General features: G+C 50.2%; 21 protein-coding genes. 10 read left to right on the forward strand and 11 right to left on the reverse strand.

Annotated features, from left to right (window positions below):
* Position 1 precedes the first annotated feature (1 nt).
* Positions 2-1045, forward strand: coding sequence for an endonuclease/exonuclease/phosphatase family protein (locus ACN4EK_RS22700; protein WP_431660584.1), 1044 nt, complete (start codon positions 2-4; stop codon positions 1043-1045).
* On the opposite strand, the gene ACN4EK_RS22705 is transcribed toward ACN4EK_RS22700, so the two are convergent.
* Positions 1004-1699: a Crp/Fnr family transcriptional regulator gene (locus ACN4EK_RS22705; RefSeq protein ID WP_431660585.1), complete on the reverse strand. Its 696-nt coding sequence runs from the start codon at positions 1697-1699 to the stop codon at positions 1004-1006. The two genes, ACN4EK_RS22700 and ACN4EK_RS22705, sit on opposite strands and share 42 nt — an antisense overlap.
* Positions 1700-2080: 381 nt before the next feature.
* Here ACN4EK_RS22705 and ACN4EK_RS22710 point away from each other — a divergent pair, with 381 nt between their 5' ends.
* Positions 2081-2881, forward strand: coding sequence for a DALR anticodon-binding domain-containing protein (locus ACN4EK_RS22710; RefSeq protein WP_431660586.1), 801 nt, complete (start codon positions 2081-2083; stop codon positions 2879-2881).
* Positions 2882-2950: 69 nt separating this feature from the next.
* Complete coding sequence (locus ACN4EK_RS22715) at positions 2951-3760, forward strand: DNA/RNA non-specific endonuclease (RefSeq protein ID WP_431660587.1); 810 nt, start codon at positions 2951-2953, stop codon at positions 3758-3760.
* A gap of 13 nt (positions 3761-3773) precedes the next feature.
* On the opposite strand, the gene opcA is transcribed toward ACN4EK_RS22715, so the two are convergent.
* The 4 genes from opcA to fbp all read right to left on the reverse strand — a co-directional run bounded on the left by opcA (position 3774) and on the right by fbp (position 9408).
* Positions 3774-5117 (reverse strand): glucose-6-phosphate dehydrogenase assembly protein OpcA, encoded by a 1344-nt coding sequence (gene opcA, locus ACN4EK_RS22720; RefSeq protein ID WP_431660588.1) that lies wholly within the window; start codon positions 5115-5117, stop codon positions 3774-3776.
* A 94-nt stretch (positions 5118-5211) separates the two neighbouring features.
* Positions 5212-6741 carry a glucose-6-phosphate dehydrogenase gene (gene zwf / locus ACN4EK_RS22725; protein WP_431660589.1) on the reverse strand — a complete coding sequence of 510 codons (1530 nt, stop codon included), beginning with the start codon at positions 6739-6741 and terminating at the stop codon, positions 5212-5214.
* Between the two features lie 438 nt (positions 6742-7179).
* Positions 7180-8325 (reverse strand): transaldolase, encoded by a 1146-nt coding sequence (gene tal / locus ACN4EK_RS22730; RefSeq protein WP_431660590.1) that lies wholly within the window; start codon positions 8323-8325, stop codon positions 7180-7182.
* A gap of 24 nt (positions 8326-8349) precedes the next feature.
* Positions 8350-9408, reverse strand: coding sequence for a class 1 fructose-bisphosphatase (gene fbp / locus ACN4EK_RS22735; protein ID WP_431660591.1), 1059 nt, complete (start codon positions 9406-9408; stop codon positions 8350-8352).
* A 273-nt stretch (positions 9409-9681) separates the two neighbouring features.
* Here fbp and ACN4EK_RS22740 point away from each other — a divergent pair, with 273 nt between their 5' ends.
* From ACN4EK_RS22740 to ACN4EK_RS22750, 3 genes are all read left to right on the forward strand, one after another.
* Positions 9682-10977: a M16 family metallopeptidase gene (locus ACN4EK_RS22740; protein WP_431660592.1), complete on the forward strand. Its 1296-nt coding sequence runs from the start codon at positions 9682-9684 to the stop codon at positions 10975-10977.
* A gap of 105 nt (positions 10978-11082) precedes the next feature.
* A complete protein-coding gene (locus tag ACN4EK_RS22745) occupies positions 11083-11865 on the forward strand; it encodes a hypothetical protein (RefSeq protein ID WP_431660593.1) in 783 nt (260 codons plus the stop codon).
* A 46-nt stretch (positions 11866-11911) separates the two neighbouring features.
* Positions 11912-12778 (forward strand): fructosamine kinase family protein, encoded by an 867-nt coding sequence (locus ACN4EK_RS22750; protein ID WP_431660594.1) that lies wholly within the window; start codon positions 11912-11914, stop codon positions 12776-12778.
* 1 nt (position 12779) lies between these two features.
* Here ACN4EK_RS22750 and ACN4EK_RS22755 read toward each other — a convergent pair whose 3' ends face one another.
* Complete coding sequence (locus tag ACN4EK_RS22755; RefSeq protein ID WP_431660595.1) at positions 12780-13742, reverse strand: alpha-isopropylmalate synthase regulatory domain-containing protein; 963 nt, start codon at positions 13740-13742, stop codon at positions 12780-12782.
* A 70-nt stretch (positions 13743-13812) separates the two neighbouring features.
* Complete coding sequence (locus ACN4EK_RS22760; RefSeq protein ID WP_431660596.1) at positions 13813-14307, reverse strand: DUF6364 family protein; 495 nt, start codon at positions 14305-14307, stop codon at positions 13813-13815.
* Between the two features lie 395 nt (positions 14308-14702).
* On the opposite strand from ACN4EK_RS22760, the gene ACN4EK_RS22765 reads away from it, so the two are divergent.
* On the forward strand, positions 14703-14954 hold the full coding sequence (locus tag ACN4EK_RS22765) for a hypothetical protein (protein ID WP_431660597.1): 252 nt from the start codon (positions 14703-14705) through the stop codon (positions 14952-14954).
* Here the strand turns inward: ACN4EK_RS22765 and ACN4EK_RS22770 are convergent.
* The 3 genes from ACN4EK_RS22770 to ACN4EK_RS22780 form a co-directional block, all read right to left on the reverse strand.
* Entirely contained in the window at positions 14944-16101 is a 1158-nt protein-coding gene (locus ACN4EK_RS22770; RefSeq protein ID WP_431660598.1) for an SIS domain-containing protein, read from the reverse strand. The two genes, ACN4EK_RS22765 and ACN4EK_RS22770, sit on opposite strands and share 11 nt — an antisense overlap.
* A 101-nt stretch (positions 16102-16202) precedes the next feature.
* The gene (gene glmU, locus ACN4EK_RS22775) at positions 16203-17585 is read right to left on the reverse strand and encodes a bifunctional UDP-N-acetylglucosamine diphosphorylase/glucosamine-1-phosphate N-acetyltransferase GlmU (RefSeq protein ID WP_431660599.1); all 1383 of its coding nucleotides are present in this window, start codon (positions 17583-17585) and stop codon (positions 16203-16205) included.
* A gap of 101 nt (positions 17586-17686) precedes the next feature.
* Positions 17687-18700, reverse strand: coding sequence for a response regulator (locus ACN4EK_RS22780; RefSeq protein WP_431660600.1), 1014 nt, complete (start codon positions 18698-18700; stop codon positions 17687-17689).
* A 287-nt stretch (positions 18701-18987) separates the two neighbouring features.
* Between ACN4EK_RS22780 and htpG the strand changes: the two genes are divergently transcribed.
* Positions 18988-21045 carry a molecular chaperone HtpG gene (htpG, locus tag ACN4EK_RS22785; RefSeq protein WP_431660601.1) on the forward strand — a complete coding sequence of 686 codons (2058 nt, stop codon included), beginning with the start codon at positions 18988-18990 and terminating at the stop codon, positions 21043-21045.
* Between the two features lie 107 nt (positions 21046-21152).
* Here the strand turns inward: htpG and purQ are convergent, their stop codons facing one another.
* The gene (gene purQ, locus ACN4EK_RS22790) at positions 21153-21866 is read right to left on the reverse strand and encodes a phosphoribosylformylglycinamidine synthase subunit PurQ (protein ID WP_431660602.1); all 714 of its coding nucleotides are present in this window, start codon (positions 21864-21866) and stop codon (positions 21153-21155) included.
* Between the two features lie 167 nt (positions 21867-22033).
* On the opposite strand from purQ, the gene ACN4EK_RS22795 reads away from it, so the two are divergent.
* Together ACN4EK_RS22795 and ACN4EK_RS22800 are read left to right on the forward strand one after the other, a co-directional pair.
* Positions 22034-25612, forward strand: a complete 3579-nt coding sequence (locus ACN4EK_RS22795) for a GAF domain-containing protein (RefSeq protein WP_431660604.1) — start codon at positions 22034-22036, stop codon at positions 25610-25612.
* A gap of 76 nt (positions 25613-25688) precedes the next feature.
* On the forward strand, positions 25689-26410 hold a 722-nt coding region (locus ACN4EK_RS22800), incomplete at its 3' end, for a cobyrinate a,c-diamide synthase (RefSeq protein WP_431660605.1).

Below are 26410 nucleotides of genomic sequence, written 5' to 3' on the forward strand. Positions count from 1 at the left end.
CATGATCACCGGGTTTTCCGTCGATCGCCCACGTTGGTTCAAGTTCGTCAGGGGGGGGATCTATGGGTTAGCAGGTCTGGCGGCGATCGCGACGATCTTAGGCTGTGCGGGACGCTGGTGGTGGGGGTGGGAACTGTTGGATCATCCCCGTCCGCAATACTGCTGGATGTTGCTAGCCGCTTTGCTGCTGGGTGGCTGGCGGCGGCAACGCTGGAGCTTGATCTGGGTTCTGCCACTGTTCCTTAACCTGGGGCTATTTGCTCCCTTATTTCTACCAGCCCATCAGGTTAGAACATTAGCCTCAGAGCCGACTCTCCACCTGCTTAATCTCACCCTGGATCGGGAGCAGCCGGAACACATGGGGCAGGCGATCGCCTATATCAATGCCCAAACGGCTGATTTAATCTGGCTGATTGAAGTCACGCCGACCAGTCTGGCTCAGTTGCAAGCAGGTCTGTACCAGTATCAGATCGTCGCTGCCGTACCTCGTGACAATAGTCATGGCAGTGCGTTGTTATTAAATCGGCAATCAATGGCAGCGATCGCAGTACAAAGGACTCAGATCATTCACCTCCCGGCGGATTCGGCGCGTCCGATGTTGGAGACAGTGATTACCTGGGCAGGACACTCGATCGCCCTGTTAAGTTTTCAAGCCACCCGCCCCCGCAATGCAGAAACATCGGCATTTCAGCAGGTTGAATTGACAGCAGGAGCCGCCTGGAGTCAGCAACAGCTTCAGCAAGGACGGCAAGTGGTGATGATTGGCGACTTTAATACCACTCCCTGGTCAGGACGGTTCCGCCAATTGTTACAGGACAGTCAATTGCTGAACTCTCAACAGAGCTTTGGGCTACAACCAACCTGGAATGCCCATTGGCCACCGCTATTCCGGATTGCGATCGACCATTGTTTACATAGTCAGTCATTGATTGTGACAGACCGAGCGATCGGGGATGACATTGGTTCTGACCATCTACCCCTGGAGGTAAAATTGCGACTGTATCTAAGCTCGATTCAGGGAGGAATCGGAAGGAATACAGATTAAATTATCGCCCTGGGTGCGAATCATACCCCGTTGCCGCAGTTTACCCATTAACCGAGTCACCGTTACCCGCGTAGATCCGATCGCGCTACCAATCTGGGCATGGGTCAGGGGAAAGGGCAGGCAATATCCCTGATCGGAAGGTTCGCCAAACTCTTCAATTAACAGGGTCAAGAAGCCAAGCAAGCGATCGATCGTGCGGCGTTGCCCCAACGTACTGAGCCAAAGCAGTTTACGCTGATGCTGATGCCGGAAGGCATCCATCACTTCCCGCCGGAAATGGGGCCAGTTATCCAGATCATGCCAGTACATCCAAAGTACGGAGGTCTGGTCTACATGGGCATAACTCTGAAGGGTGAACGGAGACTGAGCCACAATTTCAAAGGGTTGACCCGCCCCAACAAAGCCTAAAAACGCCTCTTCGGGACTAATTCGGGCTAACCGGGAAGAATTGCTGCCTGTGGCATTTGTTTGGGCACTCCCTACCAGCCGCACAGCTCCCCGTTGGACGAGATACAGTAGCCCAGGACGGGCAGGAATTTTTTCATCCTTGGCAAAGGTACGCACCCGATAATGTTCCTGTGACCAGTCAATGATGCGCTGCCAGGTGAGAAAAGGACGAGATGCCTCTGAAGTATTGGAAGATACTGAATACATAAGTTTGGGGCTTTAGGGGTGGACTAGAGGGGGCGAATCAACTCTCAGCTAAAAAGTTGGCTAGGAAGGTAGACTCAGTGTAAGCCAGATACACGCAGGTAGCACTAGTTTAACTTCACGTCTCTGACATAGACTTGACATTTTCATGAGCAATCTTAGCAACGTGAGGAATGAAAATGGGGTTCTAGGAGGAGAAATCGTGAAGCCAGCGTTTAACCAGAACCAAAGTATCCCGAAATCCTAAGCAACTTTAGCCGTAAAGTGTAGACTACTTTGTCTTATACCAACCCAACAGCCAGAGCGCTGTCAAGAATTATACTACAAAGAATCACTAGCCTCCAGAGTGATCTTCAGGAAAAATCTAGGATTCCGGGCTGGGCAGTGCGTGATTCTACCTCGAAAGATCAGGCTGTTGCGGTCAACCTGCCGCCACTGAAGCGGATTCGTCACCCGATAGAAATCCTGTATTTGTCCGCGATCGCTCACCGCATCGCCCCTCAGTACGGAGTAGCTGCTACTGAAGTTGCTACTGAACTTGCCCAAATCATCAATCACCAGCATGGCAAGGACTGGAATCCGAACGATCACTCAGCCGCGATCTGGCAGGGAATCACCGTCCAGGTGACGACAAACCAGGATCTATTGTTCCAAATTCACGATCGTGCGATCGCCGTCTGGCTCAATCACCTGATGCCCCCTCTCCTACCTCTCCTACCTCCCCCATCTCCCCTATCCACCAACCCCTTCCCCTGGCAATACGCCCACGCCCGTTGTTGCTCCCTCCTCCGACTGGCTGATCGGACTGGATTGATCACCCTACACATCTCTGCACCTGATCCGTCCGGCTGGCAATGGCTGGAACCCTATCCCCTGGGTTGGCTGACTCCCACCGGGCAGTTATACCCGCACCAGGCGGCGGAACGGCAATTAATTAGCCAGATCTGTACGGTATTTGACCAGTGGGCTGAGGCGCGATCGCTGACTTCTAAACTGCTGATGCAGCAAGCGGAACAGTTGGCTCAAAGCGTTCAGGCTGCCCATCGTGCCTATCCCATCTGGGGCGATCGCAGTTCCGAGGCTCGCGATCGCCAAGCCGCCCACCTGGGATTATTGTGGATCACGCAACAGGTCTTGCAAAGTTTGTTAAACAGCCTGGGAATTCCAGCGCCTACGGAATTGTAACGAGATCGGGCGATCGATCAGACATCGCTGATAATGGCACTGGGAACGATCGCAGACAGTGAGAAGAAGATGGCAAAACGAGGATGGTTAGGCTTGATCGTGTTGTTGGTGTTGGCGGTAGGCTGCACACTGCTCAAACCCCCCGCAGGCACGAGTGTTCATCTCATGTTAGGCAATCCTAGTAAAGCTATTCCCAGCACTGGCGCATCGGATAATTACTTGATGGAAAAACCCCAGTATGCCTTGTCCTACAACAGTCAGAAGGGCAGAGCCAATTGGGTCAGTTGGCAACTGAATCGAGATTGGCTCGGGGCTGTGCCGCGTCGGAATGATTTCCGTCCTGACTTTACTCTGCCGGAAGATTGGTATCGGGTGACTCCCGTAGACTACATCAATACCGGATTCGATCGCGGTCATTTAACCCCATCGGCTGATCGGACTGCGACACCGATCGACAACTCTGCCACCTTTTTGATGACCAACATCATGCCGCAGGCTCCGGACAACAATCAGGGACCCTGGGAAGAACTGGAGAGCTATTGTCGAGATCTGGTCAAGCAGCGGAAAGAGCTTTACATCATTGCCGGGGGCTATGGTAGGAAGAAACTGATCGCGGGCGATCGCGTGGAAGTGCCTGCCCGTACCTGGAAGATTATTGTCGTACTCGATCGTCCGGGGCTGGGAGTTGATGCCATTACCAATGCGACCCGCGTGATTGCAGTGGATATCCCCAATAATCAGGGCATTCGGGAACGCAACTGGCGATCGTTTCGGGTCAGCGTAGATCAATTAGAAACCGCCACCGGCTACGACTTTCTCTCCAATGTATCAACCGAGATCCAACGGGCATTGGAGAGTCGGATAGATCAGGCAGAATAGAAAGGACAGTTACCTATTGATTGCTCTTGCCGCGCAATTGCACAATTTGTACGGCCACATCAAAACTCTCTTCGTACAACACATCCCGTCCCCAGCGTTGTAATTGTTGGCTTAAGAGGAATTCCGCCTTTTGATCGTTAGAAGCCGTTACCTGTTCAGTTCGGGCTTCCTGGGCGCGACCCCCCGCTTCCATCCGCATACACCCGGTAGTTTCCGAACAGAGGATGGTACAGCAGTCCGCTTGCAAATTAGTAGAAGCCAGTCGTAGACCAATTAAATCACCAATAATTTCACCGGGATCGGCCGTTGGAATCGCCGCGAGTTCGGCTTCAATTTTGCGGCTGTTATGTCCAGTAAAGGTGATGTGTTTCAGGTCATAATCTCCACCGGACTCAGTATAGGAAATTGGTTGCCAACCCAGGCGACTTGCCAGCCAACCCAGGAACATTAACGCTTGAGCTGCATTGCCTTTTTCGTAATCGATCGTCACCTGGTCTACTTCCACTAATGCCGATCGCCGTTCTGGCGGATCAAAGGCAGAAGCCGTCAACTCTTGCCAAACGGACAGACGATGCCAATTCAAATCAGCCACATAGGTATTGGAGTTCACCAACTCCTGAATCTTGACAAACTCTGACTCCGGATTGCTGTGATACGAAGAATCTAAAATCAAACAATGACATTGATCAACCAGGCGTTTAAATAACTCTTGCTCTGGATTTGGAGTTGCCTTCCACCAGACAAACTTAGGTAAATCCGGAATCATCAGCGATGTCACCAGATCCCCCACTCGATTCAGCGCGGCTTTCGTACCGCGTAGGGTAATATATTCGCAGCAAATTAAATTACTTTTGCCACTTTTTTGGACTGGGCAATAGGCCGACACTTCCGCCGTTACCCCCTCATCTGCCCCCAACGTAGGACATAGGGTAATAATGCGACAGGGATTTTGAGCCGCGATCGCTTCACTGACACTGAAGCCCCGCATGTTCGGATTGGTAATCTTCAGGCGTTCAGGCGGCAAATCAGCTACTTCTTGCCGCAAGCGAGCCAGGGTTTCATGGTCAACCCGACCATTAATTTTCAGCCCATAAGCTTTCTGAGCCAGTTCGACCGCTTCTTTGGTGATAGGGCCGTGAATGCCATCGATCGCACCTTTATAAAAGCCCAGCACAGCTAGCAACTGCTGAAACTCCTCTGGCTCATAGATCACCATGCTAAAGGTTGAGGCTCTGGTGGCAACCGGTGTGCCTTTCTCACCGCTCTGGCTATGCCAAATCGCACTCAGTTCAGCCTCAATTTCATCCAGGGAAATATCTTTGGGTTTTTGCAGGGCAACAAGGGGAGTGGTGGTCATAGGTTAGTAACTCGTCGGTAATAGTGAAGGTTAGCAGTCTGAACTATAGAATGCGTCGGCATTAGCCGCAGGGCGATCGCCCAGAGTCATTGCCTTACAACCTGCGCCAGTTTCGACCGTCCCGGTTCAGCAACAATTCGGCTTCGACAGGACCCCAGGTTCCCGCTTCATATAGCGGAATCGATTCGGGTGGTGCTGGTGCATCCCAAACGGATAGTAAAGGGGTAAGAATGCGCCAGGACGCTTCAACTTCATCACCTCGGGTAAACAGGGTTTGATCGCCCAACATACAATCCACTAACAGGCGACTATAGGCATCGGTATTGGGTTGACCAAAGGCCGTGTCATAGCGGAAATCCATATCCACCGATCGGGTACGGAGTGAATTTCCCGGTGTTTTCACCTCAAACCGCAGCGAAATGCCTTCATCGGGTTGAATCCTTAACACCAACGTATTGGGACTGACTTGTTTCGCCGCCGATTGAAACATCAGGAACGGCACTTCCTTGTACTGAATCGAAATTTCCGTCAGCTTCCGGGGCATTCGTTTACCCGTCCGCATGTAAATTGGTACTCCCTTCCAGCGCCAGTTGTCGATATACAACTTCAGAGCTGCATAGGTGGGTGTCGTCGATTCCGGCGATGCCCCTTCCTCTTCTCGATAGCCCGGTACAGGTTTCCCTTTCATCCAACCATTGGTGTATTGTCCCCGGATGGCAGAAAAGCTGATGTCATGGAGATCGGCTAGGTGGGTGGCTTGCAGGACTTTTACTTTTTCATTGCGAATGCTGTCCGCGTCCAGCCCACTGGGGGGTTCCATCGCAATCAAGCAGAACAGTTGCATGATGTGGTTTTGTACCATATCCCGCAGGGCACCGGAGGTTTCGTAGTATCCTGCCCGTCCCTCTAGCCCTACGGTTTCTGCCACTGTGATCTGAATGTGATCGACAAATTGGCGATTCCAGAGTGGCTCAAAAATGGCGTTCGCGAACCGAAATACCATTAGGTTTTGCACTGTCTCTTTACCGAGATAGTGATCGATCCGATAAATTTGCTCTTCGGTACAAACATTTTGCACGACATAATTCAGGGCTTGAGCTGTCCCTAAATCCCGCCCAAACGGTTTTTCAATCACAATCCGTTGTTTGTGAGGATTTGGCAACATCCCGGCGGCACCCAGTTGTTGCACCGCTTCGCCAAAAAACTTGGGGGCAACGGATAGGTAAAAGACGCGATTGCCTAATGTGCCGCGTTGGGCATCCAGTTCACTGAGAAAGGCTTTAAGTTGCTGGTAGCTTTCCTGGCGATCGATGTCTCCTGGGAAATAAAAAATTCCTTTGGCAAAGTCTTCCCAGATTGCCTCAGCCCCTAGACCGCTGCCGAACTGTTCTACGCCTTCCCGCAGGTGTTCGCGGAAAAAATCGTGGCTCCATTCTCGCCGCGCCACTCCCACTACCGTAAATTGAGCGGGTAAACGTCGCTCCCGCCGCATTTGATACAGAGCGGGAATCAGTTTTCGTTGGGTCAGATCACCCGATGCCCCAAAAATCACCAGAATTTGGGGTTCAGGTACGCGGTCTTGTTGTAAGCCAACCCGTAACGGATTTTCGAGCAGAGTGACCATAAGTAGCTAGTTGAGTGAGTGATGGGGGAGGGAGTAAGGGAGTTAGGGGAAATGGGGAAGGTAAGGAAGAGATAACTTAATCTAATTCCTTGCTGAGAGATTAGCAGAAGCAAACTTTGAGATCCCCCTAAGTCCCCCTTAACAAGGGGGACTTTGAGTGGCTCGGTTCCCCTTGTTAAGGGCTATGGTATACACACAAGTCGAGTCTGACTTCGTTTGCATCCTTTTAGCCCCCTTTTCTGGTATGCCCGCAGGGCTTTAAGCCCCCAATTTTGGCGGACTTTGAACGGGTTTGGCTCTCCCAGAATTGGGGGCTGGGGGGCGGTTCGTCAGGACTTTGGCTAGGTTTAATCACTTGTGTGCCCACGGTAGCTTGTTAAGGGGGGTAGGGGGATCGTTGAATGCTGATCATGACAGATCCGACCTGTTTAAACTTCCTTAGACCGTAGCTAACTGTTTGACTTTGTTCTCCAGGGATTGCATTAGGGATTCAAACGGTTGAATGAATTTGTCGATTCCTTCAGCCAGCAGTTCATCCATAATGCAATCGAGATCGATATTCACCTCCGGGTCTTTGAGACTTTCGATTAAGCGATAGGCTTCATCCACATGGGACTCAATCCGATTTGCCACATCACAATGGTCAGCGCAGGCTTCGATCGTCGCAGGTGGCAAGGTATTTACGGTTTCTGGACCCACCAGTTCATCTACATACATAACATCGCTGTAGTTCGGGTTTTTGGTGCTGGTGCTAGCCCAGAGGAGACGTTGCACATTGGCTCCTTTAGCGACCAGAGCTTGCCAGCGATCGCTCTGGATGATGTTCTTATACTCCTGGTACGCGATTTTTGCATTAGCGATCGCTACTTTTCCTTTAATCGCTTCCAGTTTGGCTCGCACATTCTGATCGGGCGACCCCTGTTTTAATCGGGAATCGATCAAATCATCAATCTTGATATCAATCCGACTGAGGAAGAAACTAGCAACCGATGCCAATTTGCTAATATCTTCACCCTTTGCCACCCGAGCTTCTAAACCCCGAATATACGCCCAGGCGGTTTCAACATAGCTGGGTACGGAGAACAGCAGCGTCACATTGACATTGATCCCCTCACTAATTGCCTGCTCCACCGCCGGTAATCCTTCAGCAGTACCGGGAATTTTGATCATGACATTGGGTTTGCCGATCTCTCGATAATAGCGTCGCGCTTCCTCGATCGTCTTTTGGGTGTCACGGGCAATAATCGGCGGTACTTCGATGCTGATATAGCCATCTAAGCCACCCGAAGATTCGTACACCGGAGCAAAGATGTCGCAGGCATGGCGAATATCTTCAAAAATCAGCGATTCGTAGATGTCTTGCAGGGGTTTTCCGGCTCGCATCCCCGCTTCGATCGCGTCGTCGTAAATCGCATTGCCCGCGATCGCCTTTTCAAATATCGCCGGATTCGAGGTGATCCCCCGCAGCGATCGAGTGTCGATCATTTGCTTTAAGTCACCCGATCGAATTAAATCGCGGGTCAGGTTATCCATCCAGATACTTTGACCTAATGCTCCAATCTCAGCTAAATGATTTGTCGTCATAATTCTTGCTCCGTCAATAAATGGCTAGCGCCGCGCAATTTCTTCCTGTTCCCGTGCCCGTTCGGTAATAAATGATTCCACTAACGCCACATCCTCTGGGCTACCGATGATCAATGGGGTGCGGGCATGTAGTTTTTCGGGAACCACATCCATGATATTTTGCGTCCCAGTGCTGGCGCGTCCCCCTGCCTGCTCAATTAGAAACGCCAACGGAGCAGTTTCATAGAGCAACCGCAGTTTCCCTTCTGGCTTCTTCACCGTCCCAGGATAGAGAAACACCCCCCCTTGAAACAAAATTCGATGAAAGTCCCCGACTAGAGCGCCGCTATAGCGAGCCGTATAGCCTTCATGCCGATGCACATAGCGGATGTAGTCCCGAATCGACTCATCCCATTGCCAGAAATTGCCTTCGTTGACGCTGTAAATCGGGCCGTGTTCAGGAATCCGAATATCCTCGTTGGATAGAATAAATTCGCCTAAGCTGGGATCAAGCGTAAAGGCATGTACCCCTCGCCCCATTGAATAGACCAGCATCGTACTGGGTCCATACAGGATGTAACCTGCTGCCAGTTGCTTATGACCATCTTGCAAGAGATCCTGGGCGGCTCCATCGGTATCCATCCCTTCCTGTTGCCGAATGGAAAAGATTGATCCTACATTGCTGTTAATATCCAGATTTGTAGAACCATCGATCGGGTCATAAAGCAGCGTATACCGCCCGATCGGACAGTTTTCTGGAATGTAATACGGGTTTTCCATCTCTTCGGATGCCAACCGGCAGACCAAGCCGCTTTGCTTAAACGCGGAAATAAACACTTGATTGGCATAAACATCCATCTTCTTGACGGACTCGCCCTGCACATTCATCTCCCCCGTAAAGCCCAATACCCCTTCCATCAGACCTGCGCGACTGAGGCGACGAGCAATCAGCTTACCCGCCAGCGCAATCCGATTCATTAAGGCACTCAAATCTTGAGCATCTGGGGCAAAACTATGTAACTGCTGAAGAACATGACGCGCCAAGGTCGTACAGTCACGATCCAGAGCGTATTCATGGTCTAGCGATGGGTGAGCGTCAACCACTATATAACCTCCCGATAGACAACTCAGGGAATCCGGAGCATAGCAACGAACCATCCAGACCCGCTCAATTGGATCACCTTTGTTTCATTGCGATTTCTTCACGGTTATCTTTAGTGTCTAATCCCCCCGGCATTCCACCTTCTATCTTAGGGAGGCATTCTCAGAATGGTGGCTAACTTTAGATGAACTATAGATTAAAGGTCAATCAGAGATACGAGTTGCCAGGGTGGATAGAGTTAAGATGGGTAAAGAACACCCTTTCTGGGGCATAGCATGACAGCCACCCTGCTCAAAACTCCCGTAACCCAACCTCTCAATGCACCTACAGTCCATCAGTTAGCCAATGGTCTAACGATCGTGGCAGAACAGATGCCCGTTGCCGCCGTTAACCTGAATATTTGGCTCAAGGTTGGCTCTGCCATAGAACCCGATCCGATTAATGGCATGGCCCATTTTTTGGAACACATGGTGTTTAAGGGCACCGATCGTCTGCAAAGTGGAGAATTTGAGCGTTTGATCGAACAACGGGGGGCTGTCACCAATGCCGCCACCAGTCAGGACTACACCCACTACTACATCACCACTGCTCCTAAGGACTTCGCGGATCTGGCTCCCCTGCAAGTCGATGTCGTAATGAATCCTCGCATTCCCGATGATGGGTTTGAGCGGGAACGGCATGTGGTGTTAGAAGAAATCCGCCGATCGCAGGATAATCCCCGTCGTCGCACTTTCCAACATACTAGCGAAATCACCTTTGAGCAGTTGCCCTATCGTCGCCAGGTACTCGGTCCATCGGAGGTGATCGAACACCTAACGCCCCAACAAATGCGGGATTTCCATGCTGAATGGTATCAACCGCGATCGATGACTGCCGCTGTAGTGGGAAATCTCCCGGTTGAGCAATTGATTCAGATTGTCGAAGATAGCTTTACCCAGGCGACTCAAGGCAAAGACCATCCCAGCCATCCGGGTAATTTTTCCTGGTTGCCCGAAGCTCCCTTTACCACCACGATGCGGCGGGAAGTCACCGATCCCAGTTTGCAACAAGCCCGATTGATTATGACCTGGCGGGTTCCGGGACTAAACCTGTTGGAACAAACCTATGCGCTGGACATGATTGCTGCCATTCTGGGGCATGGGCGTACCTCCCGGCTGGTGCAAGATTTGCGGGAACAGCGCGGCTTAGTATCGAATATTTCCGCTAGTAACATTACTTACCAGCATCAGGGGGCATTTTATATCTCAGCCCAACTGCCGACTGAAAATGTCCCGACTGTGGAAGCCGCGATCGCGGATCATATTCGCCGCCTTCAGCAAGACTTAATTACTGTTGCTGAGATCGCCAGAGTTAAGACGCGGGTGGCCAATCATTTTATCTTTGGCAATGAAACTCCCAGCGATCGCTCAGGACTCTATGGCTACTATCACACGCTGTTAGGGGATCTGACTCCAGCGCTGCACTATCCCGGCTACATTCAAGCGATCGAGGCAGATGCCTTACAACTGGCAGCCCAGCAGTATTTATCTGCCGATGTCTATGGCGTTGTCGTAATCAAACCAGAATCGTAGTCTGCGATCGACTCCGTGAAGCTTGGCGAACTGCCACAGCAGGATTCTGTTGCCTGAATGACCTGAGTTCATGATGGAAGTAGAGTTCCCTTACAGGTCATTGGTATGAATTCCCGCGAAACGACTGGCTTCCTCAGCTTTACGTTTGTCCTGGCGATCCTGGTGTTATTAGTATTCGTCGTCCTGCACTGGCTGCACATTCCCGCCGGAAATTTTCTCGATTGGCTGATTGGTGCCGCTAGTTTCTGGTGGTTGCTGGCGATCGTGACCGTACCCTGGAATATTCATTTCGGCGCTAAAGCGGTGTTAGCAGAAGCCAGTGAATCCCAAACGATCGGAATCAGCGTCGATCGCCAACAACTTCGCTATGTGCAACAACTGGCACAACGATCGCTCTGGGCAGCGATTGCCTTACATCTATTTTCGGCACTCGGACTCTATTTACTCGCCGTGACTGGAATCAGCGCGATCGGGTATTACAGTTCTGGAGCCGCCTTATTATTAACCGCTTTACGTCCCGCCATTGGACTGTATGAGTATCTAGCTGCTCGATTGAGCAACATTGGACAAACCTTTAAGTATCCTCGCGAAGATATTGTCGAACTGCGCGATCGCGTTCATCAACTCAGCGATCACCTCCAGACGGTGGAATATCAACTGAACGCTGAACATCCCGATAGTCTGGTTGCTACTCAACAACGCACTCTCATAGCGCTCCGCCAGGACTTAAGTCAACTCAGTTCTGCCCACGAGGACTTGAAAGCCACCAACCAAGCTGACCACGATCGCCTCTCCCGTGAAGCCCGGACCGCGATCGCCCAACTCAGCACCGATGGGCAAATGCTGGAACATGTGCGCGAAATTATTCGCTTCTTCAAACAAGCCTGATCGTTCTGTATGCTGATGTCTGAAGCTAATCAGCCCTGAGTAAATTATGTGGAATGACATTGCCGCGCAAATTAGCCAGGTTACCGATAAACCGTTTCAGATCAACAATCCCCGATCGATCGGAGGTGGGTGCATCAACTCTGGCTATGCGGTATCGGATGGCGATCGTACCTATTTCGTCAAACTGAATCAGGCATCCCAATTAGCGATGTTTACGGCGGAAGCCACCGGATTAGAGCAAATGGTCGCCACCCAAACCATCCGAGTCCCTCAACCAATTTGCTGGGGGATCACCGGAAATTCTGCCTATTTGGTGCTGGAATGGCTGGAACTTGGTCGGGCGAATAGCACTGCTGCCTGGGAAGCGATGGGGCATCAACTAGCCGCCATGCATCGTCATACCAGCGATTCTGGGTTTGGCTGGCAGCAAAACAATACGATCGGTTCCACGCCTCAAATTAACCCCTGGACAACCGATTGGACAGAATTCTGGACAGAACACCGGATTGGCTATCAGTTGCAATTAGGGCAACAGCGAGGCGGCAACTTCCCGAAAGGTAAACAGTTGTTAGCGGCTATCCCCAAATTATTAGCCGACCATAAACCCTCACCGTCTCTTGTTCATGGTGATTTGTGGTCAGGCAATGCTGCCGTCACCCAGACTGGGGAACCTGTGATCTTCGATCCAGCCACGTACTACGGCGATCGCGAAGTTGATCTCGCCATGACCGAACTGTTTGGAGGGTTTCCCGCCGCCTTCTACCAGGGATACAACCAGGCGTTTCCGTTGGATGGCGGATATCAACAGCGTAAAATACTTTATAACCTCTATCACATCCTCAACCACTTCAATCTGTTCGGCGGCAGCTACGAAGGGCAAGCCAACCGCATGATCGAGCAGCTATTGAGGTGATTTAATCCCGCCGCAGATCTTCGCGATCGGGGATTGGCAGTTTCAAGTGCTCGCAAATCGAGTTAATTACTTTAATGTAAGCATCCGCCGCCGCTCGGTTCCAGTTGCCGCTCCGGGCACTTTTTTCAAACCTCAACTCATCACACTCTACTCCCACCACAACTTCAACGGGTGAATCGGCTCCGACCAATGTTTCCGGTGTCACCAAGAACCGAATGATCCGCCGGAGTGGGATGGGATAGCACTGATCGACAATTTGATCGATCGCCGCTTGAATTGCATCTAATGGGCTATTCCCGTTCGCCGTCATCGTCAGTAATTGTCCCACTGGATCACGTAGCGTCAGAGTGGCGGCATTAGCATCATGCCGAGTTAAAAACTCAAATTGCTCTAAGCGGAAATATTGAAAGCCCTGAGGCTTCGGTTGTCGATCCTGTGCCAGTTCATCCAAACTCAGCAAAAAAGCACCCACCGCAAACACCCCAATCTGCATCTCAATCAGGTCATCGGTTTCGGCATCATAGCTAGGAATACTGACATAAACATAGCCATCTCGTTGTACCCGATAATGTTCTTCGATCGTTTGGGCAAATTGATGGGGTTCTTGAGTCACAATCACATCCACATTGCGATCGATCGCACAGGCTAACCGCAGCGCATCATAAAAATTGATTTGATAACTTCCAGACAATTCTTGAATTTGCTGATCCAGGCGGCAGGGTTGGATCAAATTCAACATCCCCATGTAAGCCGCTGCACACACTTGATCCACTTCTACGCCAAATAGCGTCCAGCAGTTGTGTGCCATACGCCAGTCGATTTCCGTCATGTACCATTTCACGGATCGCAAAGCCAACCGCCGCAGCAAATCGATGTGATATTCACACCGTGGATCATGTCTTGCCAACACATTTTGAAAAACGTTGGCAGTCACCAGGGCAGTGCAGGAAACCCTCTGAGGCATAGGTGAAATACCTTTGATCGATGGGTAAGAGCAAGATCGGCTAGTTACTCATCACAAATTTGGCGAACAATTATTCAGGTGGATGATCGGGTGATGAGGACGAAGGATCAACAGGACAAACCGTTTGAGTGGTGGTTGAATTGGCAGTTCCCAATTGGGCTTCCTGACAGACCGTTTGCACCTCCTCAACTAACGTCTCTAGTTTGGCGAAATACGCAGGGATACTACTGGCACTTGTGACCACCTTTTCCATCCGGGCCTCTAAATTGGCAATCCGTTGTTTGATTTCATTGTCACTATCAGGATTTACCAGGTTAGGCGGCAACATATACACCGGAGTAGGAATGACATTGTTGGTTGGACTGGGCTGCTGTCGCAGTTTTTGAATTTCTGCCTCCAACTTAGTAATGCGATCGTCGGTACTGGTTTGCAATCCCTGGTTCAAAAATCGACAAACCAGTTCTGTAACCGACGTATTCTCCTGATCCGCCCGTTCCTTGAGTTGTTGGATCAAGTCCTCAGGTAAGCGGAAGCTGACTAATTTTTTCTCTGGCTTTCTGTCCATGTCGGCTGCGAAGGACTCCGTGTGATATACAGGTCAGCGAAATATGCTTTACACGGCTATCAATTGTATCTAACTCTTGTCTAGAGAGATAGCGATCAACCCATTGATTCATCACTTATTTACAATTCTGGATCAAACCTTAAAAGCCGTTGAAACTCAGGTAATCACAAGCAGAAGAACGTCTTAATGCACCGACTTCCTGACACCACTTCTAATCCATAACTGGTTTACTAATTTATTTCTGTATACCACAATACGGCTTGCCAGTATTACTCAAGTATATAAAATTGATATACACTGTCATACATAACAATTGCTTGGCGACCACTGAGGTCAGCCACAGTGAGTGAGGAAGATCGATCGCTGCCATTTTCAGCCCGATTCAGGAGAATGCTATGAACTGTCCGTTCCGAGATTGCCATACCCCTCCCTGTCAGATCACGATTCATCCCGATCGTCAGGATGTGGAATACTGCCGCGTCTGCGAACAGTGGCATCATATTAGTCAGATTGGCAATGAAATGCCGAATGTTTTTTGGATGATCGTCACGATTGCGATCGCGATCATGCTACTGACAGGCATATTGAATACAGCCGATCGCCCTACCTATCACTCACCCTCCCCATCCTACAGGCTCAGGCAGTAATGGCTTTAGTTAAATGGCGGGGACGATCGACATCCAAGCCCCGCAACACTGCCATGTGGTAAGCCAATAGCTGTAGAGGAATTACCGTCAGAAATGGTGAGAGGAGTTCGTTCGCGATCGCAGGTAAAACCAGGCATTCCTCAAATAGATCCGCAGGCACTGAATGATCGCTGACGATACCAATCACCTTAGCTCCAGACATCTGAGCTTTACGGGCAGTCTCTAGCACTGCCGCTTGACTATTATCTTCTGGCACGATCGCAATCACAGGAATTTGCTGATCCAGTAAGGCGATCGGCCCATGTAGAAATTCCCCTGCGGCATAGCCTTCAGCATGAATGTAGGTGGTTTCCTTCAGCTTGAGCGCTCCTTCCAGCGCGATCGCCCGGTTCACCCCCTGCCCTAAAACAATACAATGCCGACACTCGACTAACTGCTGCGCCAGTTCCTTAATCGCGTCCTCCTGTTCCAGCATCAGGGCAATCTGATCCGGTAATCGCTTTAAAGCCGTAATCCACTGGTGTAATGAGTCACTTGCGATCGCCCCTCGTCGCCCTGCCAGATCCAGCATCAGGCAACACAGTACCGCTAATTGCGTGGTAAAGGTTTTGGTAGCCGCTACCCCAATTTCCGTCCCTGCTAAGGTGAGCAGAGTGTGATTAACGCATTGAGCCAGGGAACTATCAGGGTGATTCGTAATGCCCAGTTGCCGCGCCTGCCAGCGATCGCCTAATTCTGAGCGGTGAGTTTGATCGATCGTCAATGCCTTTAAGGTATCCGCCGTTTCTCCGGATTGCGTAATTGCGATCGTAAGTGTATTGGCAGTCAACGGTAATGGAGCCGACACGAACTCCGATCCCGATCGAATGCGCGTAGGAATTCCGGCAATTTGTTCTAGCCAATGTTGCGCCACTAATCCAGCATGACGGCTGGTGCCACAGGCGATTAAATGGATTTGATCTAGATCGGCGTAAAGCTCGATCGGTAGATTTAAGTTAATCGGATCATTGTGATCGCTCGTCAAGTAAGCCGCTAAGCAAGTCCGCAAGACCTCCGGCTGCTGATAAATTTCCTTCAACATTAAATGCGGAAATCTAGTGGGATCAGACGGCTCGATCGCACGAAATGAAATAGGTTGGGATGTCACGAGTAACGGCTACCAGCAAGGATGGGAATCAGTCATACCCTTAGTGTGCCCCGGCGATCGCGCTCAAACATCCCACAGACGCAGGATTTCCAGCCGGGAATTTAGCCGTCTGATTTTGCTTGCAATCGCCAACCTGGTTTCAAGACTTGACGGGTCCGGGCAACCACCAGGCAATCATTCGGGACATCCTCGGTCACCGTGGAGCCAGCCGCGATCGTCACATCCTCCCCGATTGTAATCGGCGCAACCAGTACCGTATTCGACCCCGTTTTCGTGCGATCGCCAATCTGAGTTCGATGTTTGTTCACGCCATCGTAGTTGGCGGTAATTGTCCCCGCCCCAATATTGACGCGAGTTCCGGCGGTGGTATCCCCCAGATAGGAGAGGTGGGCAATATTCGTGCGATCGCCCAGTTGGGTATTCTTCAGTTCGACAAAGTTCCCAATCCGGCAATCCGCCCCTGTTTCCACATGTCCCCGTAGATGGGCATAGGGCCCCACCCGAGTTCCTGTCGCTACGCTACTATCTGTCACCACCGAATACATAATTGTTGTATTAGCGGCAATCTGACTATTTTCGATCAGGCTACCCGGTCCAATCCGGCTACCTGCCCCAACCACGGTTTTGCCCCGTAAATGGGTCTGCGGTTCAATCACGACATCGGGGGCAAGTTGAACCGTATCATCGATCGTCACCGTCGCCGGATCAATTAAGGTGACTCCCTTTGCCATCCAGTCATCTTTGATCCGGGTTTGCAGAATACTGTAAGCGGTTGCCAGTTGCTTGCGATCGTTAATCCCGAGAATTTCCTGGTAGTCGTCTACATCCACGACCGTCACCGGATTCAGGTAGTTGACCGCATCTGTGATGTAATACTCTTTCTGGTCATTGTCTGCCGTCAGCTTGGGTAGTACCTCTGCTAAATCAGCCCACCGGAAACAATAAACTCCGGCATTAATCCGACGATTCTGCTTTTGCGCTGCACTACAGTCCCGATCTTCGACAATTTGCTGCAAGATATTATCGCTATTACAGAACACCCGCCCGTACCCCTTGGGGTCAGGCAGATGGGCAGTCAGGATAGTGGCAGGATTTTGCTGCTCTCGATGGGTTTGCAGTAAGCGTTGTAGGGTTTGCGGACGTAATAACGGCACATCGCCATTTAATACCAGTAAATCTCCCTGGAAACCTGCTAGATGGGGTAGCAATTGTTGCACTGCATGACCTGTCCCTAACTGCTCCGGTTGCTCGACAAATTCTAAGGTTGGTTCAGCCGGTAAGCGATCGGCGGCTTGAAGCAACGCCTGTTTAACCAACTCGCCCCGGTAGCCCACAATCACCAGACGACGCACAGGCTGCACCTCAGAAATGCCGTTTAGTACCCACTCCAACAGCGATCGTCCCCCCAGGGAATGCAGCACCTTCGGTAAATCCGACTTCATCCGGGTTCCCTTACCTGCCGCCAATATTGCTACTGCTACCATGCTGCTCTCTGCCTGTTAGTTTCCATCCAAACATCCTGCCTAACTGGGCAGAATCTCCGTCTATAACTTATACCAGGGTTAGGGAATCTACGGGTAAACGACTAGCGGCTAACAGCGACTTCTTCCCGCGAGGATGGCACAACCGGCGCTTCGGTAGTCCGAATAAACTCCTTAAATTGAGCAATTAACTCAGGATTACGCCAGCCTTTTTGCATCTCCTGCTCAATGATCTCTAGAGCTTCCTCTGGCGTAAACGCACGCTTATAAGGACGTTCGCTGGTTAAGGCATCATAAATATCAATCACCTGGAAAATTTGGGCTAACCGGGGAATTTCCTCACCTACTAAGCCATCTGGGTAGCCAGAGCCATCCCAGCGCTCATGGTGATGCCGAATAATTGGCACCACGCCACGCATCGTCCGCAGCGGCTGACAGATCTTCTCGCCAATCAACACATGCTGCTGCATGGTTTCCCATTCTTCGGGGGTAAATTTGCCGGGTTTCAGCAGAATCGCATCCGGAATCCCGACTTTACCAATGTCATGCAGATAACCGCCCCACATTAAATCCCGAATTTCGGTGCGGGAAAGTCCCAAAAATTCGCCAAAGGCTTTGCCCCGATCGACTAACCGTTCACAATGGTCGCCAGTATTTGGATCCCGGCTTTCCACCGTTCGGGCGATCGAGAACAGTACCTTTTCCGCATGATCCAGATCTTCATTCAGCCGCTTTTGCCGAATCAGGGATTTTACTCGGGCGGATAGTTCCAGTTGATCAAAGGGTTTGGTTAAAAAGTCGTCGCCTCCAGCTTCAATCCCTTTCAGTCGAGCGCGGCGATCGTCCAGGGCAGTGACAAACACGATCGGGGTCAGCCGAGTTTGCTCATCCTGCTTTAACCGCCGACAGACCTCAAATCCATCCATTCCCGGCATCATCACATCCAATAGGATTAGATCGGGATTACAGGTATTTACGGATTCCAGGGCAGCGGGGCCACTGTCGGCCTCCAACACTTCATAGCCTTCTACGGACAGTAAGGCAACGGCGGTCATCCGACTAGAAGGATGATCATCAACAACAAGGACTCTTGGACGGTCTGAATCGAGGTGGTTCACAGAGAATACCTCATGCAATGAATTGTAGAAGTACCTGAAAAAGCCTGACGGAGCATATCCTGTCGATTTTTCGGCAGCGTAGTTATTTTAGTATGAGCAATTCGCATGACTGAGAAAACAGGTTTTTTACGGAGATTAACGATGAGCGAACCGATATCGACAGTGATATTAAGGGGTACAGGTAGGGAGATCCGTATCTACGAATCAGAATGCCCTGCTCATTACAATAGATAACAGTCATTGACCCCCTTCTGACCAATCTTTAAGCGAGCTGAGGCGAGATCTGTATGGAAAACATTCTGGAAAAAGGCAATATCAGCATCCATACCGAGAATATTTTCCCAATTATCAAGAAATGGCTTTATTCCGATCACGAGATTTTCCTACGCGAACTGGTTTCTAATGCAGTGGATGCCATCAAGAAACTAAAAATGGTATCGCATTCTGGAGAATATTCCGGTGATCTGGGTGAGCCGGAAATTGTGATCACCCTGGACAAAGCGGCAAAAACCTTAGCTGTTGCCGACACTGGCATTGGTATGACCGCCGATGAAGTCAAGCGCTACATTAATCAGGTGGCGTTTTCCAGTGCCGAGGAATTTGTTGAGAAATATAAAGCGGCGGGTGACGAACAAATTATTGGTCACTTTGGCTTGGGCTTTTATTCCTCGTTTATGGTGGCGCAACGGGTTGATATTGATACCCTGTCCTACAAACCTGATTCCCAGCCAGTTCATTGGTCGTGTGATGGCTCTACCGAGTTTGAGTTGAGTCAGTCTACCCGCACAAGTCGCGGAACGACCGTCACCCTATTACTCCAGGACGAAGAACAGGAATATCTGGAACCCTATCGGATTCGGCAGTTGATCAAAACCTATTGTGACTTCATGCCCTATCCGATCAAGTTAGAGGTGAAGGAAGCGCCACCCGAAGCCCCGGCTGAAGGAGAAGCGGAAGCGGCTCCCGCCGAAGCACCCAAAGCTCCAGAACAAATTAACCGGCAGAAAGCCCCCTGGAAAGAATCACCCAATTCTCTCACCAAAGAAGATTACCTGGAGTTTTATCGGTATCTCTATCCGTTCCAGGAAGAACCCTTGCTCTGGGTACATTTGAATACTGATTATCCCTTTGTGGTGAATGGCATTCTCTACTTTCCGAAGTTGAAACCGGATGTAGATGTCACCAAAGGGCAGATCAAACTATTCTGCAATCAAGTCTTCGTCAGCGATAACTGTGAAGAAGTGATTCCTCGGTTTCTGCTACCCTTACGGGGGGTAATTGATAGTAGTGATATCCCCCTCAATGTATCCCGCAGCTTCTTGCAAAACGATCGCACTGTCCGAAAAATCGCTGACTATATTGCCAAGAAAGTGGGCGATCGCCTGAAGGAACTGTACCGGGACGATCGGGCAGAATATGTGCGCTGCTGGCAAGATCTGGGCACGTTCATCAAGTTCGGTTCGATCAACGACGACAAATTCAAGAAACAGGTCGAAGACATCCTGATCTATCGCACAACCGCTAACCTCAGCGCTCAGTCTGATAGTCCCAAAGTTGAAGTGCAGACGGCGGAAGGAGATGTGTGGCAGGACACTAATCAAGCGGCTCCCAGTCCCAGCCTGGATGGGAAATCCTACACCACGTTGAAAGAGTATCTAGAACGCAACAAAGAACGGCATCCCAATCGGGTGTTTTATTGCACTGATGAAGTTACCCAGGCGACCTATGTAGAACTGCATAAAACTCAGGGCTTAGAAGTGCTGTTTCTGGACTCCTTCATCGATAGCCACTTTGTCAGCTTCTTGGAACGGGAACACTCGGATGTCAAGTTCTCACGGGTCGATGCGGATTTGGATGATACGCTGATCGATAAAGAGAAAGAAGCGGAAATTGTTGATCCAGCTACCAACAAAACCCGCAGCGAACAGATCAAAGACCTGTTTACTGCCGCCCTCAACAAACCGAAACTGACGATTCGGACGGAAGCCCTCAAATCCACTGATCCGCAAGGTGCGCCCCCCGCGATCGTCCTGCTACCCGAACATCTGCGCCGGATGCAGGAAATGAATGCCTTCTTGCAACAGCAAAGTGTGCAGTTCCCAGAGGAACACATTTTGTTGGTGAATACCTCCCATCCCTTGATCCAGAACTTAATTGCGATCAATCAAGGGGCAGTGATTCAAAGCGAAGGCAAATCACCCTCAGCCGAACTGTCGGATATGATTTGTCATCATGTCTATGACCTGGCATTGATGGCACAGAAAGGCTTTGATGCGGAAGGCATGAAGACCTTTGTGGAGCGATCGAATAAAGTTCTGACCAGCCTCACAGATCGGGCAAAGTAGAACCAACTAAAGATCAGCGATCGATCAAGGTAAACCCTAAATCGATCGCTGCATCAATTAATTCAGTTTCAGGTAGGGAAGAATATTCTTTTCTACCTGTTTTGCATTTAAACGACCATTGCGATCGCGGCTGACAACAATCCCTTAAACAACTTGATGCCATCAGTATTCCCCAATTGCGGATCCGCCGCACGTTCAGGGTGGGGCATCATGCCTAATACATTCCCCTGCCGATTACAGATCCCCGCAATCTGATTCAGAGAACCATTTGGATTACTTTGTAGATCGGCTGTGCCATCCACCGCACAATAGCGGAATACTACCTGCCGATTCGCTTCCAATTCTGCCAGGGTGTCAGCATCCGCATAATAGCTACCTTCTCCGTGGGCGATCGGTAACGTAATCACTGCCCCTGCCTGATACTGTTGCGTCCAGGGCAAATCATGCCGCTCCACCTTCATGGGAACACGATCGCAGATAAAGTGCAAATCCCGATTACGAACTAATGCCCCGGGTAGCAATCCGGCTTCAGTCAACACCTGAAACCCATTACAGATGCCTAATACTAACTTGCCCTGGTTGGCATGGTCGATCGTTGATCGCATCGCGGGAGAAAACCGCGCGATCGCGCCACACCGCAGATAATCCCCATAACTAAAGCCACCCGGCACAATCACCACATCCAGATCAGACAGATCACTATCCTCGTGCCAGACCATGCGAGTCGGTTGGTGCAGTAGCGTTTGGGTGACATAGGCAACATCGCGATCGCAGTTCGACCCTGGAAACACAATCACCCCAAATTTGACTGAATTCGACACAACCGTTGCCTCAACGCCAACTGAACCATGCTAACAGGTAATGATTCCGCCGATCGCCAGCCAGGAATATTCCCTTAATATAGATTAATTCGTGTTAAAAATTTGTTGGCTGTAGGAATGATAACCTATAGCGTCAGAAAAACTACTCAGCACCTTGGGATTCTGGAATGTCTACAGGCTCTACCTCCACTCAACTGTCTTTAGAAAGACTGCTTGATAGCATCTCAGAAATTACCTGGCAAATTCAGCAAGGCAGAAACTTAGACGATCTGCTTCAAGTCGCGATCGATCAGGTAAGGGCAATGCTTCAGGCCGATCGCGTTCTGATCTATCGTCTGCTACCTGAACAGGATGCCATCGTTGCCTTTGAGTCGGTGGGTTCAGACTGGATACCGATCGTTGGACAACTGATCTACGACCCTTGCTTTAATACCACTTGGATTGAGCGCTACCAGCAAGGACAGATTACCAGCATTACCGATGTACACAATAGCAGATTGGCTCCCTGTCATGTGCAACTACTGGAACGGCTCCAGGTACAGGCGAATCTCGTGGTTCCGATCGTCAGCCAGGGTAAACTTTGGGGATTGCTGATTGTTCATCATTGTCAGAGCCCTCGTAATTGGCAATCCTGGGAGGTGAAATATGTACGGCAGGTAGCACTACATCTGGGGTTCGCCATTCAGCAGGCTACCTGGCAACCACAGCCATCCAACTTCAGACCTACGCCTGGTGCAATGCCGCTACTGCAATGTTACGAGCAGATTCTTGCTGCCACCTCTGACTGTATCGCCCTGCTCGATCGCCACTATCGCTATCAGGTAGAAACATTACGGGAGAGTGAAGCCCGCTTTCGGGTGATGTCTGACGCTGCCCCAGTGCTGATCTGGATGTCTGATGTGACTGGTCTATGTAACTTCTTTAACCAGAGTTGGCTCACCTTTACTGGACGCACACTGGCACAGGAACTGGGGAATGGCTGGGCAGACGGCGTTCATCCCGACGATTTGCAACCCTGTTTAGAGACTTACCTAACCGCGTTTCAGGCACACCAGCCGTTTGAAATGGAATATCGACTACGACGAGCTGATGGAGAATATCGATGGCTGCTAGATCGGGGAACTCCCCGATTTACCCTTGATAGTAAGTTCGCTGGATTTATTGGGTCTTGTATTGATATTAGTGAACGGAAGCGGTTGGAAACGTCGCTGTGGCTAACCAATCTTTCCCTGGAACATCTGGGGGTTTCTGCCACCTGGATCGATCGCCAATCCTGCATTCGTCAGGTCAACGCTACAACCTGCACTTCCCTGGGCTACTCGCGGGAAGAATTGCAAACGATGACACTGGAGCAGATTGATCCGAATTTTCCTCAAGCAGATTGGGAGCACGTTTGGGCATTAATTAAACAACAGCAGCACCTCACTCTAATTTCTCACCACCAGACCAAAACTGGAGAATTAATTCCCGTGGAAGTGACCGCCCGGTATGTCGAATTTGCTGGGGAAGAGTATAGTTTCGCGATCGCCAAAGATATCCGCAAACGCCTACAAACAGAGGAGCAACTGCGCTTACAAAGTGCAGCGTTAAGTGCCTGTGCCGATGCCATTATGATTACTGACCAGCGTGGGCAGATCGAATGGGTAAATTCTGCGTTCACTGCCATGACAGGCTATGCCCCTGCGGAAGCGATCGGTCACTATCCTGGTCATCTGCTCAACTCGGGGGAACAGGATTCTGCTTTCTATCAGTCCCTGTGGACAACCATTCTTTCTGGGCAACCGTGGCGAGGCGAAATGATTAATCGCCGGAAGGATGGAAGTCTATACATCGAAGCAGAAACGATTACACCTGTGCGCGATCGTCATAACCAGATTAGTCACTTTATTTCGATCAAACAGGATATTACCAAGTCTAAACAATTGCAGCAGGCTAAACTTCAACGGGTCGAGCAAGAACGAGTGCTACACCAGATCAGCCAACAGATGCGGCAGTCCCTCGATCTTGATCAGATGCTGCATACGGTGGTGACTGAAGTGCGGCAATATTTGCAGACCGATCGCGTCCTGATTTATCGCTTTAATCCAGATTGGACAGGAGGGGTGATTGCTGAGTCGGTAGCACTGGGATGGTTCGCGCTGCAAGAGATGGCAATGACTGATGCGTATTTCGCTGAAACCCAGGGAGAAGCCTATCACAGCGACTCTATCACTGTGGTTTCAGATATCTATGCTGTAGGATTTTCTTCCTGTCACATTGCCCTGCTGGAACGGCTACAGGTAAGAGCCGAGTTGGTTGTTCCCATTCTGTGTGCCGACCAAACCTGGGGCTTATTAATTGCCCACCAGTGTCGTTCTCCTCGTAATTGGCAACCTTTAGAGGGTGAATTGATGACGCAGTTAGCCGCCCGCATGGCGATCGCGATTCAACAGTCTGAGTTGTACCAGCAAATGCGAACCCTGAATACAGATCTGGAATGGCAAGTACAGGAACGCACGAGGCAACTCCAGCAAGCCTTAGATTTTGCCGCTATTCTCAAACGGATCACTGAACAGGTACGTGACAGCTTGGATGAAGAGAAAATTCTTCAGCATGTGGTGCAGGAATTAGCAACGGCGATGCAAGCGGATTGTTGCGATACTACCATTTACAGCAGCGATCGCACTGTCTTTACCGTGAAATGCGAATACACCCAGGCTCGATTTATTGCTAAAGATACTATCTGTACCTTTGCTGATAGTTCTGATCCCAATCTCTACCTTCAACTGTTTCAAGGGCAGTATTGCCACTTCAGTTTAATTGGAGCGAATTTAGTTCGACCAGAACAACCGCGGCAAACTATCCTGGCAATGCCGATTGTGGATAACGAAGGGGTGTTAGGCGATTTATGGTTATTTAAACCCTGCCATGAGATGTTTAATGAGCAGGAAATTCGGCTAGTGCAGCAGGTGGCAGTCCAATGCGCGATCGCCCTGCGCCAGTCGCGTCTGTATCAAGCTGCCCAAGCCCAGGTGCAGGAGTTAGAGCGGCTCAATCAGCTAAAAGATGACTTTCTCAGTACGGTATCGCATGAACTGCGTACTCCCATGTCCAATATTAAACTGGCAACTCAGATGTTGGAAATTAGCTTCAATCGTCTAGGTATCCTGGCGGATGAATCATCACTGATCAACCGCTACTTCCACGTTCTACGAGAGGAAGGACAGCGAGAGATTGATTTAATTAATGATTTACTGGATCTGGCTCGACTTGATACAGATATTGAACCGCTTCACCCCACTAGCATCGACCTACAATTCTATCTTGCCCATTTGGCAGAAGCGTTTACTGAACGAGTTCACCAGCAACAACAACAACTCATGATTCACATTGCTACAGATCTCCCGCCATTCATCACAGATCTATCCTACTTAAGACGGATTTTGACTGAACTGCTGCATAATGCCTGTAAATACACTCCTCTCGGAGAAAGGATTACAATTGCTGCCCAGGCTGTGCCAGCAGGGTTAGAGATTGTGATCAGCAATTCAGGTATTGAGATTTCGCCTTCAGAGTACGATCGCATTTTTGACAAGTTTTACCGCATTCCCAATCATGACCCCTGGAAACACGGTGGCACTGGACTTGGGTTAGCATTAGTCAAAAAGTTAGCCGAACGCTTGGGGGCTACCATTCGAGTTAAAAGTGTCCCTGGACAAACCAACTTTATCCTGCACTTCAGAATGAGTTTCAATCCCGACGACTGATCGAAATAGCCAAGCTTAATTAGTCGTAGGATACGGTAGTGTCAAAATCTAATGTTGATGGTTTGTTGGCTAACTCATGTCCATTATTGTTGCCGGTGAGCGTAGCGGTGTTGGTAAAACCACAGTAACACTCGCTTTATTGGCTTGTTTAAACCGTCGGGGAGTGACGGTGCAATCGTTTAAAGTGGGACCGGATTATATTGATCCGATGTTTCATCAGTATGTGACGCAACGATCGTGTCGGAATCTTGATCCCATTTTGACCTCTGAAGCCTATGTGCAGCAGTGTTTTGCCCGTCATATCCAGGATATTTCCTATGCGTTGGTAGAGGGGGTAATGGGGTTATTTGATGGAGCCGCCGATCGCCCTGGGTTTGCCAGCACTGCCCATGTTGCCCGCTTGTTAAACCTGCCAGTATTACTCGTATTGGACTGTAGTCGAATGTCGCACTCAATCGCGGCATTAGTCCACGGGTATCGTTCTTTTGATCCAGAGATTCAGTTAGCCGGAGTCGTGTTGAATCGAGTTGGTAGCGATCGACATTTAGAAATCCTCAAGTCTGCCCTATCCCCGTTACAGATGCCAATTTTGGGTGTATTACGGCGAGACGATCGAGTGCAGATTCCTGATCGCCACCTCGGACTCGTTCCCACCACCGAACTCTCCAACTTACAATCAGTCATCGACCAATTAGCTCACTTGGGAGAAACCTGCTTCGACTGGTCAGCTCTCACCCCCCTGCTCAAAACCACTCCTGATCTCCCCCATTTCCCCCATCCTGTCTCTTATACACATCT

Source organism: Pantanalinema rosaneae CENA516 (assembly GCF_050753385.1).
Taxonomy (GTDB): Bacteria; Cyanobacteriota; Cyanobacteriia; order Leptolyngbyales; family Leptolyngbyaceae; genus Pantanalinema; species Pantanalinema rosaneae.